Raw genomic sequence first — 19,139 nt, forward strand, 5'->3', positions numbered from 1 at the left:
TTTCTTATTTCTGCGTCCTACCTAGGCTTGCGCCTTCTTTATCTGTTATTTTCCTCCATCTTTAAACGGAAAAGCCGCTCTTTTTGAAGAATAAGGTAAATACAGGCTATTCAACCTGAGTTTAATCCATTAAGATAAGGATAAAAACGCTTACAAGGGGTATGAATTGTGTTAAAAAAAGTGGGAGTTACCGGTTTTTTCGCCCTTTTTATGCTAAATGCCGGCTTAATGCTTTATTTTGGAAGGGAAACATTCCAGGTTACTTCAAACGCACAGCAGCCTTCCCATTATTCCTATCATTTTGTTTTAATTTCCGAAGAAGTGGACAATGAGTATTGGAGACTCGTAGAAAAGGGGGCGGAAGCTGCATCAAGAAAACATAACATTCATCTGGACTATTGGGGGCCAAAACAGGCGAATAATGAGGAGCAGCTTACGTTTATTGACAAAGCGATCGCAAGTAAAGTGGATGGCATAATGACTCAAGGGGTGTCCAGCGACACCTTCAACTATCTTGTCAACAAATCGGTCCAAAAAGGGATTCCGCTCATTACCGTGGATACCGATGCACCAGAAAGTGTCCGTATGGCTTATGTTGGCTCGGATAATTACCTTGCAGGAAAACTGGCTGGAGAGACAATGATCAAACAAACCTCTGGACTACAAAAAGTAGGAATCGTCACAGGAAGGTTCGATGCCTCCAACCAGCAGCTTCGAGTTAAAGGGTTTAAAGATGCCGTCTCAAACGTCTCCCGTATTCAAATTGCAGGAATAGGAGAATCCAACATTACAAAAAGCGGTGCCATACAGGCCACGTATGAACTGCTAAAAAACCATCGGGACATCACAGCGTTTTATGGAACAAGCGCTCTTGACGGACTGGGCATCAGCCAGGTGGCCTCTTTGTATCAGCAAAAGAAAAGGCCGTTTATTATCGCTTTTGACACCCTCCCTGAGACATTAACCCTTCTAAACAAGCAAAAGATTGATGCAACCGTCGCGCAGTACCCGTTTGTCATGGGAGAGCGTGCCGTTGAAACACTGTTTTCTATCAAAAAAGGAGCATACCCGGGTTCTCTTCAATATACTAAAACTGATATTATGACAAAATTGAAGGGGAGCCATCCATGAAAACGATACGAAGCAAGCTTCTCCTCTACTTTTTTGTCTTTGTTCTGCTTTTTAATGTGGTTTCCATCTCTATTTTTTTCAGCAGCCGTTCCTTTCTCCAGGAATATGATTCCAGCTTTAAACAGTTTCTGCTGCTTAATCAAATCTCTCAAACATCCAACCAGCTTTATGAAAAAGCAAACCAGTTTGTGCTCGGCAGGAATCAGCGTGTGCTGAATGAATTTCAGCAGCTCAGGGTGACATTAAACGAAAAAACAAAACAGCTTCAAAACCAGAAAGGATTTGGGGATATTCAGGTGAAATCCTATATCCATATGACTGAAACCTTAATCCAGGAGTGCGAGATGTCGATCGGTTTTGCGATCCGGGATGATATCGATCAGTATTCCCTGCATATTAAGGAAGCACGTAACACTTCTACCTATCTTCAAGATACGACTATGTCTTTGATCAATCTTAAACTAACAGACTATCAATCATTCTATAATGATTTGGAACGAAGAAATGGCTCTTTCAAATGGTTTGCCTTATTTTTATTCAATACTACCGTATTACTGGCTGTTTTTTTCGCATTATGGTTTTCTAGAGGAATCAACAAGCCGGTTCAAATTTTATCAAAAGCGGCATCTGAAGTGTCTGCCGGAAAGCTGGATGGGCATGTGATACATATTGATTCAAACGATGAACTTAAACTTCTGGGGGAGACGTTTAATTTAATGAGAAAAAACATCCGCCAGTATATCGCAGAAATAGAAGAAAAGTCAGAGCTTGATTCCTTATTGAAAGAATTGGAGCTCAAACATTTGCAAAATCAAATCAATCCGCATTTTCTCTTCAATACACTGAATACCATCTCAAGGACGGCCTATTTTGAGAATGCGGAGGAGACATCCAAGCTTATTCATGCTGTCTCCACACTTCTTCGGTACAGTCTGGGCAATATTAACCAATCGGTTCGATTGCGTGAAGAAATAAAAGTCGTGACAGAGTACTTTTACATTCAAAAAACCCGCTTTTCCGACCGCATCACTTTTTCTGTAAACGTCGAGGAAGAGTGTATGAGGATTCTGGTGCCCAGGCTGATTCTTCAGCCAATCGTGGAAAATGCGTTTATTCATGGTGTGGAGGGGATGGAAGAAGGCGGTAACATCTCACTGAACATTCTTTCAGAGAATGGCAGAACCATTGCCGAGATCCATGATAATGGAGCAGGCATGCCTGAAGAACTCGTTACCCTGATTACTAATCATCAGGAAAAAAACAACCAGCATGTAGGCCATTCAACAGGTATTGGCCTGCAGAACGTGATGAGAAGGATGGAGCTTTTTTATCAATCTGAAAATCTCGTAACCATCTCTTCCAAAAAGGGTAAAGGCACAAGTGTTAAACTAATCTTTCCAATGGAGGAGTGTGCTTCACTTGAAGGCAATAATTGTGGATGATGAACCAATTGAAAGGAAGGCTCTAAGGAAAATCATCGAAAGCCGTTTTCCTGATCTGGAAATTGCAGCAGAAGCGGCCAATGGCAAAATGGCGGTGGAGCTGGCAGAAAAGCACAAACCGCAACTCATGACGGTGGATATTAAAATGCCGGGTATGAACGGAATAGAAGCGATCCAGAAAATTCGCAAAAAGCTTCCCCACACACAGTTCATTATGGTCACCGCTTATGAATCTTTTAATTATGCCAAGGAAGCGATGAAACTGGGAGTAAGAGAATATCTTTTAAAGCCAAGTACCCAGGATGAAACATCAGCGGCGATTGACAGGGTTTTCCAATCCATAGTGGAGGAACAGGAGCGGGAGAGTCTGTTTAGTGAATCCACAGCCGTCGTATTGGAGAATATTCTGTTGAAAATTCTGCAGCACGAGCTGCAGGATGAACCCATTAATACACTTCAACGTCTGTATCCTCGAATGGTAAATGCCTATATCACGGTGATGGAAGGAGAGGGAGATCTTTCGGCAGAATCCATTAAAGAGTTACTTAATGAACTTTCACCCTCTCCCTTCATCGCTGTTCCCCATGGAAGTCAGATGGTTGTCCTTTTTATCAGCGGAAAACAAGAGCCATCGGATGATGCTCTTCTTCTTGCCAAAAAGCTGATGTCCTCCAGTTTCGAAAAATGGAGAATAGGAATCGGGACTCCTTATACTCAGATGAATAAGATAAGACGGTCCTATGAAGAAGCCCTGTATACGGTTATGCAACTGAAAATGCAGGGAAGTACCCGCTATGCCTTGTTCTCAGACAACGGTCCGACGCGTGAAATCCCATTTGACAACCTCATAGCGGCCATTTTTAACAATCAACCTTTCGAAGCTTCTGCCATGCTCGGCATGCTCATGAATCAGGGAAGAACAGCGGACCTTTACATTGAGCTGAAAGAACAGCTTATTCATGAAGGCGTTGAATCAGCCAATCTGCAATTTCCACAAACCAGACAGGCATGGGATGAACTCATTCACGGACTCTGCCAGATGATACAGGATGCCCAAAGAGCAAAGGATCCGGTGTCGCTCGCCAAAAAATACATCGATGAGCATTCGCACGAACCCCTTTCACTGGAGCAGGTTGCAGAAATGGTTGGCCTCAGCCCGACCTATTTTACCAAACTCTTTAAAGAGGAAACCAATGTTACATTCATCGAGTTTTTAACAGAAGTCCGGCTGAATAAGGCGGTCACGCTGCTGAACAAGAACAAGTATAGCCTGAAAGAGATTTGCTTCATGGTGGGCTATAAGGATCCCAATTATTTTAGCCGTGTGTTCAAAAAGCAGTTTTTGCTCTCTCCAAAGCAGTATGTCAGGGAAAAAGCACTCAACCAGCACAGGAGAGGATGGGCCGCACCTTAAAAAAGTGAAGATAAAGATAAAAAAGTGCAGAAATTAGTCTCCCACATGAATGGTTTTGGTTTATATACTTAATTTGTAAGCGTTAACAAACCAAAGGGGGAGTTCATTTGAAAAAGAAGGCTTGGATATTGATCGTGCTCGCGTTTACACTGATTCTTTCAGCTTGCAGCCAATCCAGCTCAAGCGAGCCGGACAATAAAAAAAGTTCTGGTAAACTAGAGATTTTTAGCTGGTGGACCGGAGCAGGTGAAGAGGACGGGCTGAAGGCACTTATTAAATTGTTTAAAGAAAAAAACCCCGACATTCCGGTTGAAAATGCGGCAGTCGCAGGAGGAGCCGGAACGAATGCAAAAGCGGTTCTGGCGAGCAGAATGCAGGGGAATGATCCGCCTGCCACATTTCAGGTACATGGGGGAGCAGAGCTGAACGACGGCTGGGTAGCAGCTGGCAAAATGGAACCGCTGGATGATCTGTATGATAAAGAAGGTTGGAAAGATAAGTTTCCAAAACAGCTGATCGACATGGTTTCAAAGGATGGCAAAATCTATTCGGTTCCCGTGGATATTCACCGCGGCAATGTGCTTTGGTACAACAAAAAGGTTTTTGCTGATAATAATCTTCAGGCGCCAAAAACCTTTGATGAATTTTTTAAAGTGGCCGACAAGTTGAAAGCAAAGGGAATCACTCCGCTTGCACTGGGAGACAAAGAGCCTTGGACAGCAACCATGATCTTTGAAAACATACTTCTGGGCACGCTGGGAAATGAAGATTACCAGAAGCTATGGACAGGAGATTTAAAATTTGATGATCCTAAAGTAAAAAAAGCGGCTGAAACCTTTAAAAAGATGCTCTCTTATGTGAATGATGATCACAGCTCAAGAAACTGGCAGGATGCTTCTCAACTGGTCGCCAAGGGAGACGCGGCGATGAATATCATGGGAGACTGGGCAAAGGGTTATTTTGTCAACGATCTGAAACTGAAAGTAAATGAAGATTTTGGATGGGTGGCAACTCCTGGTTCAGAAGGACAGTTTATGATTATCACCGATACATTCGGACTTCCTAAAGGAGTGAAAAACGCAAAAGACGTGAAACAATTCTTGTCTTTGCTCGGCTCTGTTGAAGGTCAGGATGCCTTTAACCCGTTAAAAGGATCCATTCCGGCACGTACGGACGCCGATGAATCCAAGTATGATGAATACGGAAAACAAACAATGAAAGAATTTAAAGAAGCTAAGCTGGCTCCAAGCCTCGCACATGGTTCCGCTGCACCGGAAGGATTTGTAACCAAAGCGAACCAGGCAGTGAACATTTTTGTTACTCAGAAAAACGTGGATCAGCTGATCGATTCCTTGAATCAGGCAAGCAGCGAACTGAAAAAGTAAGATGCTAAAAAAGAGGAGGAGAAACAATCTTCCTCTTTTCTCATATCAGCAATCAAACATAGGAAGGAACGGTTTTAATGGAACCTAAAGTTTTGCCTTCATTTCAATCCGGCTCTTCATTGGCCGTTTCAGCGAAGAAACGGAAAAAATGGAATGTCGATCAATGGCTCTCATTTGCTTTTATTCTGCCTTCAATCATCGCTGTTGCGGTATTTGTGTACGGGTTTATTGCCTGGTCAGGTTATGTATCCCTCTCCAACTGGAATTCGCTTGTGCCGGATCTATCGTTTGCCGGCCTGAAAAACTATTTGTTTTTGTTTAAAGATTTCCGCTTCCAGGCGGATTTGCGGAACACCCTCTTTTTTACTTTGTTTTTTATTCTCGCTGTTTTGTTCATGGGGCTGTTGCTTGCGGTGTTCCTCGATCAGAAAATACGGGGGGAAAGCCTGTTTCGAAACATTTTCTTTTTCCCAATGGCATTATCGTTTATCGTAACAGGTGTCATATGGCAATGGCTGTTAAACCCGGCAACAGGTGTGAATCTGTTTCTGAAAAAATTCGGCCTTGATTCTCTCTGGTACACATCAGTTACCGTTATTCCCGGTATTCAATGGAGCAAAATACAGTTTGGTATCCCGATCGCTGTTATCGCTGTAGTCATTGCAGCCGCCTGGCAGATGACAGGCTTTTCAGTTGCCATGTACCTCGCGGGCTTAAGGGCCATTCCGGAAGAAATAAGAGAAGCTGCGCGTATGGATGGTGCGACCGAATTTCAAATTTACCGTAAAATTATTTTTCCAATGGTTGCCCCGATTACCGTCAGCGTTGTTATCATTATGGCCCATATATCACTTAAAATTTTTGATCTGATTTATGCGATGACAGGTCCGGGGGCAAACTTTGTGACCGATGTTCCTGGCGTTTACATGTTTGAGACCACCTTCCGCGGCAACTATTATGCCAACGGCGCAGCCATCTCCATCATTATGCTGCTGTCGGTTGCTATTTTTATCGTCCCATATTTGATTTCGAGCAGAAAGGGGGAATCCTGATGGCCATCAGGACCGTCTCAAGGACCATATTGTATTTGCTTCTGATTGTGCTCAGCCTGTTTTATCTCATGCCGGTGTATGTCATGCTGATCACGAGCTTGAAGCCGCTGGACCAAATCTCGTTGAGCGAAATGTGGCAGCTGCCGCACAGCCTTGATTTCAGCAGCTATCAGCTGGCGTTTGAAAAACTTGCACCGAATTTTATGAACAGCATTTATCTGGTGATTCCCGCCACGTTGCTTTCCGCGTTGCTGGGCTCTTTAAATGGCTACGTTCTTTCCAAATGGAAATTCAGAGGATCGGACTGGATCTTTACGGCGTTGCTGTTCGGTATGTTTATCCCCTATCAGAGTATTTTGATTCCGCTTATCCAATTTTTAAGGGAAGCCGGGCTTTACAACACTATACCGGGTCTCATTTTTGTTCATGTGGTGTATGGTATCCCGATTACGACACTGATGTTCAGAAACTTTTACGCCAGTATTCCGGAAGAAATGATCGAGTCTGCGAAAATTGATGGAGCAGGCATTTTCAAAATCTATCAGCATATTATCATCCCTTTATCCATTACTGGATTTGTGGTGGTTGGAATCTGGCAGTTCACCAACATATGGAACGAGTTTTTGTTTGCCGTAACCATCACAACCTCTTCCCAGCAGCCGATCATGGTTGCGCTCCAAAACTTGTCCGGCAGCCAGATTGTGCAATGGAATGTCCAAATGGCGGGAGCCTTGCTTGCCGCTCTTCCAACTTTGCTCGTCTATATCTTTTTAGGCAAATTTTTTGTAAAGGGCTTGCTGGCAGGATCGGTAAAGGGCTAAAAAAAGTCAGTCATCTCCTACAAGAGGTGACTGTTTTTTTATGATATGATAAATTTATCCATCATTCCTAATAATCAAAAAACGAAAGAGGAGAAAAGAAATGAAATCCAATCTGCCAGAGCAAAACTTACATGAAAAGTATAAAAAAGAAATCTTTGAGCTATTTGAAAATGAGCCTTATGCACGCTTTTTGGGAATCAGGCTGACTGAGCTGGGGGAGGGTACAGCAGTAGCTGAGATTGAGGTGAAAGATCATATGCTCAATTCGCATGGCACCGCGCATGGTGCTGTTTTGTTTGCACTAGCGGATTTTGTATTTGCGGCAGCCTGTAATTCTCATGGCAAAACATCGGTCGGTTTATCGACCACCATGAATTATATGGCAGCCGGAAAAGCAGGGGCGATCATAAAAGCAACAGCTGCGGAGGAAAAGAAAAATAACCGCACGGCCTGGTACAACATCCGGGTGGAAAGCGACGGAGAGCTTTTGGCGGTGATGGAAGCGCTCGCCTACAGGAAAAATGACTATTTTGTCCCCGTTCAACTTTAATAATCCTTTTTTTTGATCCGTTTAAACCGAAGATCGTGCAAAAAGATAAGAACGATAACCAACGTAAATACTAATTTATTTAAATAACCTAATATTCCTTAGTTATGAAAAGGAGTGACGAATTGAAAATTAAATCGGAGTACAACTGAGAAAAGAATATTGGAGAGCCTCTTGAACCAGAGTGGATGGCGTTAGTAAAAGAAGCCAAGAAATCAGAGGGTACGAAAAAGCAATTTTTACAATATTTGAAGGAGAAGAGATACGTTTACCCTCACATGATAAATTGAGTTAAAATTAATTTCACGTACCGCATTTGATTATATTAATTATTATCAGCTATTTATAAATTATAAAAAAGCTAAAAGTCGATTTTCAGCATAGTGAGGAATCGACTTTTTTTGTATTATTAAATTTGATCTACTGGCGGCGGTTAAAAGCCGTAACTAATGGTTGTCTCTAAATTTAAAAAATCCAACCCCAAGGATCGCAGCAACAACGTTTTTTATGTCGCCTAGATTTCTTCTTTCTTTGTTTGCACCCACAATGACATGAGGATGACTCGTGATAGGTTTTTGATTTTCTGTCATATAGCTGGCCACTATATAATTCAACACTTTCGTGCTTACCACTATTTTTTAAAGTGGAAGAACTGGTACGTTTAGATGAGCATAACTGTTTAGAGGATTGTCTATTAAAATTTTTAAGTGTAGAGGAACTTGAACTTGATGAAGAACTGGACCGTTTTGATGAATGTTTGGAGGATTGTCTAGAAGAACGGTGAGAGGAACTTGAACTAGAACTTTTTTTTCTTGGTGGTTTTTTGGGCATAAAATACCCTCCTTTAAAAAATTAATAACGGAAGGACTACAACCCTTCCAGCATTCTATCCTATTCGCCTGTTTTTATGTAGTTTGGACTAATACCTATCTGCCTTGAAAATTTTTCAAAAAATTTTTGAGCAAAAGCCTTTATGTCGCAACTTCAACTCCTGCGAAAAACTAATTGAGAAGGAGATACAATTCAGCTAAAAGGATTTTACATTATGACTAGCTCATTACGGGGAACGGAAACGATTCGAGGATTGAGGGGGCGCTGTGATTGGTTTTTTATACGTGTTGCCGAAGTTCCAGAAGTGACCCTAAATTAAATGCGAGCGATAAATTTGTATAAGAATGCTTTAACTTCAAAAATTTATTATAGAGGGGTAATTTTCGAGTAAAGGCTAGTCATAATGACTGGCTTTTTATTATCATTCCAGGAAGGAAAATGAACATGAGAGCGGAAGGAATACATATGATCAATGGAATGAAAAAAGATGAAATAATGAATGGAAATAGGGGTAAACACTCTATAAACCCATAACCTTTTTGGAGGAATATAATGAGCATTCAAAAGATTGATCAAGAAAAACTGGCAAACAAGTACTCGGCAGTCCGCTCCTTTACCGAAAGCTTGGTACAGCCTCTGAACATGGAGGATTTCATTATTCAATCCATGGAGGATGCAAGCCCTCCTAAATGGCATCTCGCGCATACCACATGGTTTTTCGAAAGATTTTTATTGAAGGAGTTCCTGACAGACTATAACGGATTTGATGATCATTTTGACTATCTGTTCAACTCCTATTATGAAACGGCGGGACCATTTCATCCCAGAATTGAGCGGGGGCTGATTACCCGTCCTTCTGTTGAGGAAGTATTTGCTTACCGGAAGCATGTGGACAAATACATAAAAAAATTGCTCATGTCAGACAGTATGGACGAGATGGGCGAAGAAATCGGAAGCCTGCTTGAAATTGGATTGAACCATGAGCAGCAGCATCAGGAACTCTTGCTCACAGATATTAAATACAATTTATCGAGAAACCCTTTTCTCCCCGCCTATCAAAGAAACGAAAGTAATGAATATGAATCTTCAACAGAGCCTGTTACCTTCATTGAGATGGAGGGCGGTCTTGTCGAGATCGGAAACCATGGCAAGTGGTTTTGCTTTGACAATGAAAAACCGGTTCATAAAGTATGGCTGGATTCCTACCGGCTCGCCACAAGACCTGTAACCAACAATGAATTTTGTGCCTTCATCGAAGATGGAGGATACAAAAAGCCCCAGTACTGGTTGAGTGACGGGTGGAGTACCGTTCAAAAAAATCAATGGGAAGCCCCGCTTTATTGGTTTGAGCGGGAAGGAGAATGGTGTACCTATACACTAGCCGGAGAACAGCGATTAAATCCTAATGATCCAGTTTGCCATGTCAGTTTTTATGAAGCTGATGCTTTTGCAAGATGGTCGGGAAAACGCCTTCCAACGGAAGAAGAATGGGAAAACGCCTGTTCTTCGCAAACCATCCAAGGAAACTTGGCCGATTCTGGAAGATTTCATCCGCAGGCTGCACAACATACAAATGAGACGCCGTTCTTACAGGCTTTTGGTGATGTTTGGGAATGGACGAAGAGCCCGTATGTATCCTATCCCGGAAACAAACCCTATGAAGGAACTCTTGGAGAATATAACGCCAAATTCATGTGTAATCAAATGGTGCTTCGCGGCGGTTCTTGTGCCACACCTGCTTCACACATCAGGGCAACATACCGTAACTTTTTTCAGCCGGAAAAAAGGTGGCAGTTCAGTGGTTTCCGGTTAGCGGAGGACATTCATCAATAATTTCCTTCTCGTTTCATTTTCTCTCCTAATGGAGCAAAGGGGTTTACCACCATGAATGAAAGTGAAAAATTAAGGAATGAAAAACAGCATGAAACGGGGGAGACGAAATGGAACGTGAATTTGATTGCATTATTGTAGGTGGAGGAATAGCCGGCCTTCAGGCAGGCATCCAGCTTGGCAGGTATAACCGCAAAACGGTTATTCTCGATGCCAATGAGGGAAGATCCAACCTCTGCAGAAATTACCGGAATATTTTGGGATGGCCTGATGGTGTCGGTGGTGAAGATCTCAGGCAAAAGGGTAGAATTCAGGCCGAACGTGTCGGCGTGCAGTTTTTAAACCAAAAAGCCATAAAAGCGGAAAATCAGAACGACGGGTTTATCATAACCACCGATGCCAAGGAAAAGCTTATAGGAAAAACCCTGTTGATGGCTACCGGCGTAACGGACCGGCTCCCAGATATTAAAAACATAAAAACCTGCCTTGGTGCCACGATGTTTATCTGTCCTGATTGTGACGGGTATGAAGTACAGAATAAAAAAGTCATTGTTCTCGGGTCCGGTGAAGCAGGTGCCAATATGGCTACAACCCTTCATTATTGGTCCTCTTCGATTATTTATATCAATCATGAACAAAAAAGGCTTGAGCCTTCCAGGGAACAAGAACTTACCAAGCTGGGTATTGATCATGTACAAAAAGCCATTACTGAGGTTCTCGTAAAAGATGAAGCTGTGTTTGAAGGCGTTGTTTTAGATGATGGAACAACCATTAAGGGTGATCGTGCGTTTGTCGCCTTCGGAGGCAACCGGGTGCATAGCGAACTGGCTGAGCAACTTGGTGTACAACTGGAGAATAAGCATATTATAGTAAATGCGAGAACAAAAGAAACAAATATAAAAAACGTTTGGGCGGCGGGAGATGTTGCTGCCCATTCTGAACAGGTCACGATTGCGATGGGCGATGGGGTTCAAGCGGCTATCTGGATTCAGAAAGAGTTACGCAGGAGGGAAAAATGAACGATTTTGATACACAGATCGAACGGTTAAACACCCATTCCGTGAAATGGGACCATACGAAAGAGATTTTTGGCAAAGAAGATCTGTTACCGATGTGGGTGGCAGATATGGATTTCAAAGCACCTCAAAAGGTTATTGATGCCATGAAATCAAGGCTGGAGCACGGGGTATTCGGATATTCCAAAGCAACGGATGAAACGATAGACGCGGTAAAATATTGGCTGAAAACCCGCCACAACTGGGAAATCGAAAGTGATTGGATTGTGTTTACACCAGGAGTCGTACCTGCAATATCAGCAGCCATCAATACATATACCGAAACAGGGGACGGAGTGCTGATCCAATCTCCCGTCTATTATCCATTCGGGGATATGGTAAGAAAAAATGGACGGAAGCTGTATAAGAACTCCCTTCGGTATACAGGCGATAGCTATGAAATGGATTTCGTTGATTTGGAGGATCAGTTTAAGAACAATGAAATTAAATTGATGCTATTATGCAACCCTCACAATCCAGTAGGCCGGGTATGGAAAAGAGCTGAATTGCAAAAGCTTGCAGAACTCTGCATTGCTTATGATGTCCTGCTTTTTTCTGATGATATCCATTTTGATTTGATTTATAAACGGTATAAGCATACCTTGATATCATCTCTTTCAGAGGATATACAAAACCGGACCATTACCGGCATCGCACCGAGTAAGACGTTCAATCTGGCGGGCTTGCAATTTTCCACCATTGTCATTCCAAATGAACGCCTTCGGAACCGGTTTAACACCTATCTTGCGAAAATCGGCTTTTTCTCACCGGGATCCATGGGTATCATTGCAGCTGAAGCTGCCTATCAGCATGGAGAAGAATGGCTGGAAGATCTGATGGATTATTTAGATGAAAACCTTTCTTATCTTAAACGGTTTATTTCTGAAAAACTTCCGGAGATCAAAGTCATTGAACCCGAGGGCACCTATCTTGTATGGCTGGACTGTACAGAATTGAACATGGACCACAAAAAGCTGGAGGCCTTCATGCAGGATGAAGCAAAGATTGCTTTTGATGAAGGGTATATTTTTGGCAAAGAAGGCGAAGGATTTGAACGTATTAACATTGCCTGTCCTTTGGCCACTTTAAAAGAAGGCCTGAACCGGTTGGAACGCGCGATTAAAAAATATAAGATTGAAAAGTCCTGATCCATAATCAGGGCTTTTTTTATGCCGTAAGGGTTGAAAAAAGCCAGCAAAGCTAGTACAATGGCAAACTGTGTGAAAGATAATGTGTTTATAAAAAATGTTTGAACAGAAGGGAGGGTCAGGATGCAATCCGTAATGGAACGAACAGAACAGGAAACCGGACGGGACAGATTGGAATTTCAGGTGCTGCGCATGCAGAATGATATGAAGGAAATTGCCAAAAAATGGGATGTCGTTGGTGTGGAACAAACAAAGGAAGAGAATTTGACCATTGTATACAAGGATGAGAACAAACACCAGTGCAAGATCATGCTGAATGACTGCTCCACTTCTTTTCAGGGGATTTGGGATTTTTCAATTGATGCCGTTTATACCAATGACGAGAGTATTTTTATTGGTGATATAAGAGGCCCTTCAAACAAGGGATATGGATCCATATGTATTCAGTATCTGAAAGAGCTGGCAGCGGATCATAACATTCCTGTTATTCGAGGAGATATTGCTCCAAGGGACTGGGATCATGTGGACCGTCTTATCCATTTTTATGAAAAGCACGATTTTGAAATTGAAGTGAACACAGCAACAAAGACCGGATTCATCGAGTGGAGAGCGTAAGGCTCTCTTTTTTTTTGAAAAAAACATAAAAAAAGAACGCTTTTTTGAAGAAAAAGCGTTCTAAAATGTATTTTAACAAAAATGGTCAGTCGATTTGGGAACAGACATTCCAAACAATGGTCTTAAATAAAGAGCTGTGTAGGTACCGAGCATCGCCATGATCCCCCATACATACCCGTGAAGGCTGAACGAGGCAATCCCGCTGAAATAAGCTCCAATATTACAACCGAATGCCAAACGTGCGCCATAACCCATCAATAAACCGCCAATAATGGCCGCCATTGCACGCTTCATCGGAATTTTCCTCAAAACAAAGAGTCCGCCCAGTGTGGAAGCCAAAAGGGCTCCAACAATCACACCGAAGTTCATGACTGAAGTGGCGTCTGTAAAAACGGACTGATGAAGAGGAGCCGCTTTTTCTCCGGCCCAATAACTCCATTTGGTCACGTCGATCCCAAGGGCCATTGCTGCTTTGGAACCCCATAAGGTAAATCCTGAAGTAATTCCCCATGGTGATCCTTTTACATAAAGAGTTGCTGCATTCAATACAGCAAGTACTACAGCTGCGGCCATGAGCGGCCATGAACCTAAAATGATTCGTTTCCAGCCGGATGCCGTAGGAAGTGCTGCCATTTTGGGAGAACGTCTCCTTTTTTCAACAATAACGGTTAACACGGTGATGGCACCAAGGATGACCATTTGCAGCGCCCATCCGCCGAAGAGGCCAAGACCGCTGTCTTTAATAAGTGAAAACGCCTGGAAGGATGGCGTGTCGTTCATCCAGAATCCAAAATGCCATGCACCTAAAACAGAGCCTGCGATAAACGCAATCAATGTTAGAAACATCTCAGATCGTCCGCCGCCCACTGCGTATAATGTTCCAGAAGCACAGCCTCCGCCAAGCTGCATGCCGATACCAAAAAGGAAAGCTCCAACAATCAAGCTAGTGCCAACGGGTGACACATTGCCAGCGGGCTGTGCGCCGAACAAAGTGGTGTTTAATGAAAATATGATAGCAAATAAGGTACTGGCTACTGCGAGCATAAGCATGTGGGCCCGAATAGCCTCACCATTGCCAACAGCCATAAACCGTCTGAAAGCTGATGTAAAACCAAACCTTGCATGAAAGAGTGTAAATCCAAGCAGAAGCCCTAGCCATAGCAGTAGACCCTGCTCCATTCCGCCAATCCTGACTGCAAATATACTAAGGATTACCGCAGCAGCCAAAGCTGCAATAACAATTTTCCGCTGCGGGGAGCCTAAACCGCTATTCTTTTTATTTGAGACAGCCTCCGTTTTTTTCGGAAGAGCATTTGCTGTCATCCCCATCAAATCAACTCCTGATATTTAATTTATACGATTAATTATTTTATACTACAATCGATTAAAAATAAACCATATTGCTCAGGTATGAATTATATGTTTTATAGCGAGTTACGTAATTCAGGAATGGTTGAAGATAATTACCATTTATGATACAATATATATATAAGATCATTATCAAAATGTTATACAGACTTGCAGCGGGGAACACATTCGATTCCTCGCTTTTTTATTACCAATTGAAGGACTAGGAGGTGCATGATGAACAACGTACTTGGCTCAAACATTAAACATTTGCCGATTCCTTATTTTGAGATTGACGAGCAATTGAATATTTTGGCCCGTTCCGATAAGTCGCGTGAAACCTTCACTTCAAAAGAAAACTTCTTGGATCTGGTGGATTTGGAGAGCAGGGAGAAAGCGATTTTTCTTCTCGTTTCCGAAAAATTAACACAGGAAATAGAACTAGTCCTTCAAACGGTAAATTCGCCTTACTCCTTATTCAGCTGCTCCATTCAATGGGATGATGGTGTCGGCCACCTCGTTTGCATTGAGCAGAGCGGCAAACTGAAAGCATTGGAAAAAAAAGTGGAGCAGCAATGCAAAAGGCTGGCTGAAACTGACTTCGAGCTGCTGGAACAAAAAGAGGAGCTTGAACAATCTTTAAAACGCATTTTGGAGTTGTCGGCCAATTTTATCCGGTTATCTGAACATGCGGGCTTAGTACCGCTTTCCGGTGAACTATCTCCACAGCTTATTCAAGAAAATCATTTATCGTTGACAAACGCAGCTCATGACGGTGATTTCAACATGGTGTTCTTTGACTTCAGCAATTTGAACAAGCTGACAACCGATGGAATAACTTCTCTAAGAGAGCTTATTCACAGTTTGAACCTGGTCGGAGTAATTTGCTATGTCATAGGATTAAAGCCGAGCCATGCTTTCTATTTGAAAAATAAAGATATATATGATAAAGCCTATTTTTTAAGAAACTTGGATGAGTTTATACAAATTGATTTGGAATATAACCCGCCACAAAAAGATAATATGATGCTTCATTAAATAAAGAAAACATTCAATCGAATTCGCAGGGAGGTTTTTCTGATGAGTATTCCTATTTTAAAAGTCAATCATTCATTGCTGATTTCCATACAAGAGGAGTTGGATGATCAATCAGCTCTACGCCTGCAGGAAGATTTGCTTAATAAAATTCAGACTACAAATGCTACTGGGGTAGTGATTGATTTATCGCTTGTTGACCTGGTAGATTCCTTTATCGCCAAGATTATTGGAGATATGGTGAGAATGTCAGATTTGATGGGAGCGAAGGTCGTATTGACTGGCGTACAGCCATCTGTTGCCATTACTTTAAATGAAATGGGAATATCGATGAAAAACATATCCACTGCAGTCGATTTCGAAAAAGGTCTGGCAGCATTAGATTCACAAAACGACCGGTTTCCAAACTGACACAGATGAAAAGCAGGCATGCCCTTCGTGGGCTGCCTGCTTTTTTATTCCCAATTTCTACGTTTAAAGATGAAATGATAGGGAATGGGTTTGGGAGATGATTAAAACTATTGAAAAGCGGTGAGCTATATGTCAATCAGAGTAACAGTGAATGGTGTAGAAACAGAAGCATCAGATAAATCATCCGTACTTCAGCATTTGACAGCCAGTGATCTTGAAATTCCCCATGTATGCTATCATCCAAGTCTTGGAGCTATTGAAACATGTGACACCTGCATTGTGAGCGTAAATGGTGAGCTTGTCCGGTCTTGCTCCACCGGCTTGAAAAACGGAGACGTCATTGAGACGGCTTCTGAAGAGGTAAGAAAAGCGCAAGTGATTGGAATGGACCGGATATTACATAACCACGAACTATATTGCACCGTCTGTGACTATAATAATGGAAATTGTGAAGTGCACAATACGGTTAAAGAAATGAAAGTCAATCATCAAAGTATTCCATTTGAGCCCAAAAAACCATATGAAGCAGATCGGTCTCATCCGTATTATCGCTATGATCCGGATCAGTGCATCCTTTGCGGGCGTTGTGTGGAAGCATGCCAGGATGTACAGGTGACCGAAACACTGTCGATTGACTGGGAGCGTGATCGCCCCCGTGTGATTTGGGATAATGATGTTCCGATAAACGAATCTTCCTGCGTTTCCTGCGGCCATTGTTCAACGGTTTGTCCATGCAATGCCATGATGGAAAAAGGGATGGAAGGTGAAGCCGGCTATATGACCGGAATTGACAGGGATACGCTTCGTCCAATGATTGAAATTACAAAAGCCGTTGAAACAGGGTATGGTTCTATCTTGGCCATTTCAGACATGGAATCAGCCATGCGGGATGAACGGATTAATAAAACAAAAACCGTTTGCACCTACTGCGGGGTGGGGTGCAGCTTTGAAATCTGGACAAAAGGACGTGAGATTCTTAAAGTGGAACCTCATGCAGAAGCCCCTGCGAATGGCATTTCCACGTGTGTAAAAGGGAAATTCGGCTGGGAATTTGTGAACAGTGAAGAACGATTAACAAAGCCTCTTATTCGTGAGGGGGATGCTTTCAGAGAAGCGGAATGGGATGAAGCCCTTTCACTGATTTCACACAAATTTGGTGAAATTAAAAACAACTATGGCCCGGATGCCTTCGGGTTTATCAGTTCGTCCAAATGTACCAACGAGGAAGCATATTTAATGCAAAAGCTCGGCAGGGGAATTATTGGGACAAACAATATTGACAATTGCTCAAGGTACTGCCAGACGCCGGCTACCCTTGGTCTTTTCCGAACGGTCGGTCATGGGGGAGATTCAGGTGGCATCAAGGATATTCAAAACTCAGACCTGGTCATCGGTGTGGGCACGAATACATCAGAGTCGCATCCTGTCTTGGCGACAAGAATTAAGCGTGCACATAAACTTAAAGGACAAAAGCTGATTGTGGCTGATTTGCGAAAGCATGAAATGGCCGAACGTGCGGATCTTTTCGTTCGTCCTGCTCCGGGATCCGATCTTGTCTGGCTGTCGGCTGTCGCTAAATATATCATTGACCAAGGCTGGGCTGACGATGATTTCATTCAGAACCGGGTGAATGGCTATGGCAATTATGTGGAAAGCCTCGCTCCTTTTACCTTGGAATTTGCTGAACAGGAAACTGGCATCTCAAAAGAAGAGCTGATTCGCATCGCTGAAATGATACATGAAGCGAAAACCGTATGTGTCCTGTGGGCTATGGGTGTTACACAGCACAGTGCAGGAAGCGATACAAGCACAGCCATTTCCAACCTGATGCTAATCACCGGAAATTACGGAAAGCCAGGGGCTGGGACTTATCCGTTACGCGGACATAATAATGTACAGGGAGCAAGTGATTTTGGCAGTATGCCGAACAGGCTGCCTGGATACCAGCACATTGAAGAAGAACGTGTCCGCCAAAATTTTGAACATGGATGGGGAGTAAAACTTCCGAAGAAACCTGGCTTAAACAATCATGAAATGGTGGAAGGCATGCATTCCGGTACGCTTAAGGCCATGTATTTAAAAGGTGAGGATATGGGGATTGTAGATTCCAATATCAATCATGTTCATGCGGGATTTGAAAAACTTGACTTTTTCGTGGTTCAGGATATCTTCCTTTCCAGAACGGCTCAATTTGCTGATGTTGTTCTTCCGGCAAGCCCAAGTCTTGAAAAAGAGGGAACCTTTACGAATACTGAACGCCGAATACAGCGTCTTTATCAGGTGCTCGAACCGCTTGGGGAATCTAAACCGGATTGGCAGATCATACAAGAAGTCGCCAATGCTGTTGGTGCCAACTGGGACTATAAACACCCAAGCGATATCATGGAGGAGGCTGCTCAGTTAACTCCATTATTTGCAGGAGTGACATACGAACGTCTTGAGGGCTTTAAAAGTCTTCAGTGGCCGGTCGCGGAAGACGGAACAGATACTCCAAATTTATTCATGGAAGATTTTCCGTTTCCTGATGGAAAAGCCATTGTATTCCCGCTTCAGTGGACAAAGCCCGTCCATTTTGGAGAAGAATATGATATCCATGTGAACAATGGCCGTTTGCTTGAACATTTCCATGAAGGAAACTTGACGTATAAAGCAAAAGGGATAACGTCTAAAACGCCAAGTGTTTTCCTTGAAGTATCTCCGGAGCTGGCAGCGGAGCGCGGATTGAAAAATGGAACCCTTGTCCGTCTGACTTCCCCTTACGGAAATGTAAAAGTGAAATGCCATATAACCGACCGTGTCCAAGGAAAAGAAGTCTATCTGCCGATGAACGATAATGGCGATGCTGCCATCAACTTGCTGACGAGCAGCTATGCGGATAAAGATACGGATACGCCCGCTTATAAGGAAACCATGGCCAAAATGGAGATCTTGCAATCCGAAGGTACAGATCCACTGCCAAGCATCAATCACCGAAATGGAAATCCTCAGCCGCAAATTGGAGTTAATGTTCAGAAAAAGTGGGCAAGGAAGGATTATGTATTCCCGGGAGATCTCGTGAAAAAGGAGTTGAGATAA

The 19,139-nt window shown here is 42.8% G+C and carries 16 protein-coding genes; 15 read left to right on the top strand and 1 reads right to left on the bottom strand.

Annotation, left to right across the window (positions count from 1 at the left end; translation table 11 throughout):
• Positions 1 to 168 precede the first annotated feature (168 nt).
• From QNH15_RS12805 to QNH15_RS12855, 12 genes are all read left to right on the top strand, one after another.
• Positions 169 to 1,131: a sugar-binding protein gene (locus QNH15_RS12805; protein WP_283895147.1), complete on the top strand. Its 963-nt coding sequence runs from the start codon at positions 169 to 171 to the stop codon at positions 1,129 to 1,131.
• Entirely contained in the window at positions 1,128 to 2,573 is a 1,446-nt protein-coding gene (locus QNH15_RS12810; RefSeq protein ID WP_283895149.1) for a sensor histidine kinase, read from the top strand. The genes QNH15_RS12805 and QNH15_RS12810 overlap by 4 nt, the downstream gene beginning before the upstream one ends.
• A complete protein-coding gene (locus QNH15_RS12815; protein ID WP_283895151.1) occupies positions 2,551 to 3,987 on the top strand; it encodes a response regulator in 1,437 nt (478 codons plus the stop codon). Before QNH15_RS12810 ends, QNH15_RS12815 begins: the two co-directional genes overlap by 23 nt.
• Before the next feature lie 107 nt (positions 3,988 to 4,094).
• A complete protein-coding gene (locus tag QNH15_RS12820) occupies positions 4,095 to 5,372 on the top strand; it encodes an ABC transporter substrate-binding protein (protein WP_283895153.1) in 1,278 nt (425 codons plus the stop codon).
• Positions 5,373 to 5,449: 77 nt separating this feature from the next.
• Positions 5,450 to 6,424: a carbohydrate ABC transporter permease gene (locus QNH15_RS12825; RefSeq protein ID WP_061970054.1), complete on the top strand. Its 975-nt coding sequence runs from the start codon at positions 5,450 to 5,452 to the stop codon at positions 6,422 to 6,424.
• Complete coding sequence (locus QNH15_RS12830) at positions 6,424 to 7,245, top strand: carbohydrate ABC transporter permease (RefSeq protein WP_129475632.1); 822 nt, start codon at positions 6,424 to 6,426, stop codon at positions 7,243 to 7,245. The genes QNH15_RS12825 and QNH15_RS12830 overlap by 1 nt, the downstream gene beginning before the upstream one ends.
• Before the next feature lie 100 nt (positions 7,246 to 7,345).
• Positions 7,346 to 7,795, top strand: a complete 450-nt coding sequence (locus tag QNH15_RS12835) for a PaaI family thioesterase (RefSeq protein WP_283895157.1) — start codon at positions 7,346 to 7,348, stop codon at positions 7,793 to 7,795.
• A 158-nt stretch (positions 7,796 to 7,953) separates the two neighbouring features.
• Entirely contained in the window at positions 7,954 to 8,082 is a 129-nt protein-coding gene (locus tag QNH15_RS26200) for an anti-repressor SinI family protein (protein WP_430667164.1), read from the top strand.
• A gap of 1,093 nt (positions 8,083 to 9,175) precedes the next feature.
• Positions 9,176 to 10,456: an ergothioneine biosynthesis protein EgtB gene (egtB, locus tag QNH15_RS12840; RefSeq protein WP_283895159.1), complete on the top strand. Its 1,281-nt coding sequence runs from the start codon at positions 9,176 to 9,178 to the stop codon at positions 10,454 to 10,456.
• A 107-nt stretch (positions 10,457 to 10,563) separates the two neighbouring features.
• On the top strand, positions 10,564 to 11,472 hold the full coding sequence (locus QNH15_RS12845; protein ID WP_283895160.1) for an NAD(P)/FAD-dependent oxidoreductase: 909 nt from the start codon (positions 10,564 to 10,566) through the stop codon (positions 11,470 to 11,472).
• Positions 11,469 to 12,656 (top strand): MalY/PatB family protein, encoded by a 1,188-nt coding sequence (locus QNH15_RS12850; protein WP_283895162.1) that lies wholly within the window; start codon positions 11,469 to 11,471, stop codon positions 12,654 to 12,656. Before QNH15_RS12845 ends, QNH15_RS12850 begins: the two co-directional genes overlap by 4 nt.
• Positions 12,657 to 12,779: 123 nt before the next feature.
• Complete coding sequence (locus tag QNH15_RS12855; RefSeq protein ID WP_061970068.1) at positions 12,780 to 13,271, top strand: N-acetyltransferase; 492 nt, start codon at positions 12,780 to 12,782, stop codon at positions 13,269 to 13,271.
• Between the two features lie 72 nt (positions 13,272 to 13,343).
• Here QNH15_RS12855 and QNH15_RS12860 read toward each other — a convergent pair whose 3' ends face one another.
• Positions 13,344 to 14,600 carry a YeeE/YedE family protein gene (locus QNH15_RS12860; protein WP_430667149.1) on the bottom strand — a complete coding sequence of 419 codons (1,257 nt, stop codon included), beginning with the start codon at positions 14,598 to 14,600 and terminating at the stop codon, positions 13,344 to 13,346.
• A gap of 252 nt (positions 14,601 to 14,852) precedes the next feature.
• On the opposite strand from QNH15_RS12860, the gene QNH15_RS12865 reads away from it, so the two are divergent.
• The 3 genes from QNH15_RS12865 to fdhF all read left to right on the top strand — a co-directional run bounded on the left by QNH15_RS12865 (position 14,853) and on the right by fdhF (position 19,139).
• Positions 14,853 to 15,656, top strand: coding sequence for an STAS domain-containing protein (locus QNH15_RS12865; protein WP_283895164.1), 804 nt, complete (start codon positions 14,853 to 14,855; stop codon positions 15,654 to 15,656).
• Positions 15,657 to 15,698: 42 nt separating this feature from the next.
• Positions 15,699 to 16,064 (top strand): STAS domain-containing protein, encoded by a 366-nt coding sequence (locus QNH15_RS12870; RefSeq protein ID WP_283895167.1) that lies wholly within the window; start codon positions 15,699 to 15,701, stop codon positions 16,062 to 16,064.
• A gap of 129 nt (positions 16,065 to 16,193) precedes the next feature.
• Positions 16,194 to 19,139: a formate dehydrogenase subunit alpha gene (fdhF, locus tag QNH15_RS12875; protein WP_283895169.1), complete on the top strand. Its 2,946-nt coding sequence runs from the start codon at positions 16,194 to 16,196 to the stop codon at positions 19,137 to 19,139.

The sequence above is a fragment of the Fictibacillus enclensis genome, from assembly GCF_030123385.1.
Taxonomy (GTDB): Bacteria; Bacillota; Bacilli; order Bacillales; family Fictibacillaceae; genus Fictibacillus_C; species Fictibacillus_C enclensis.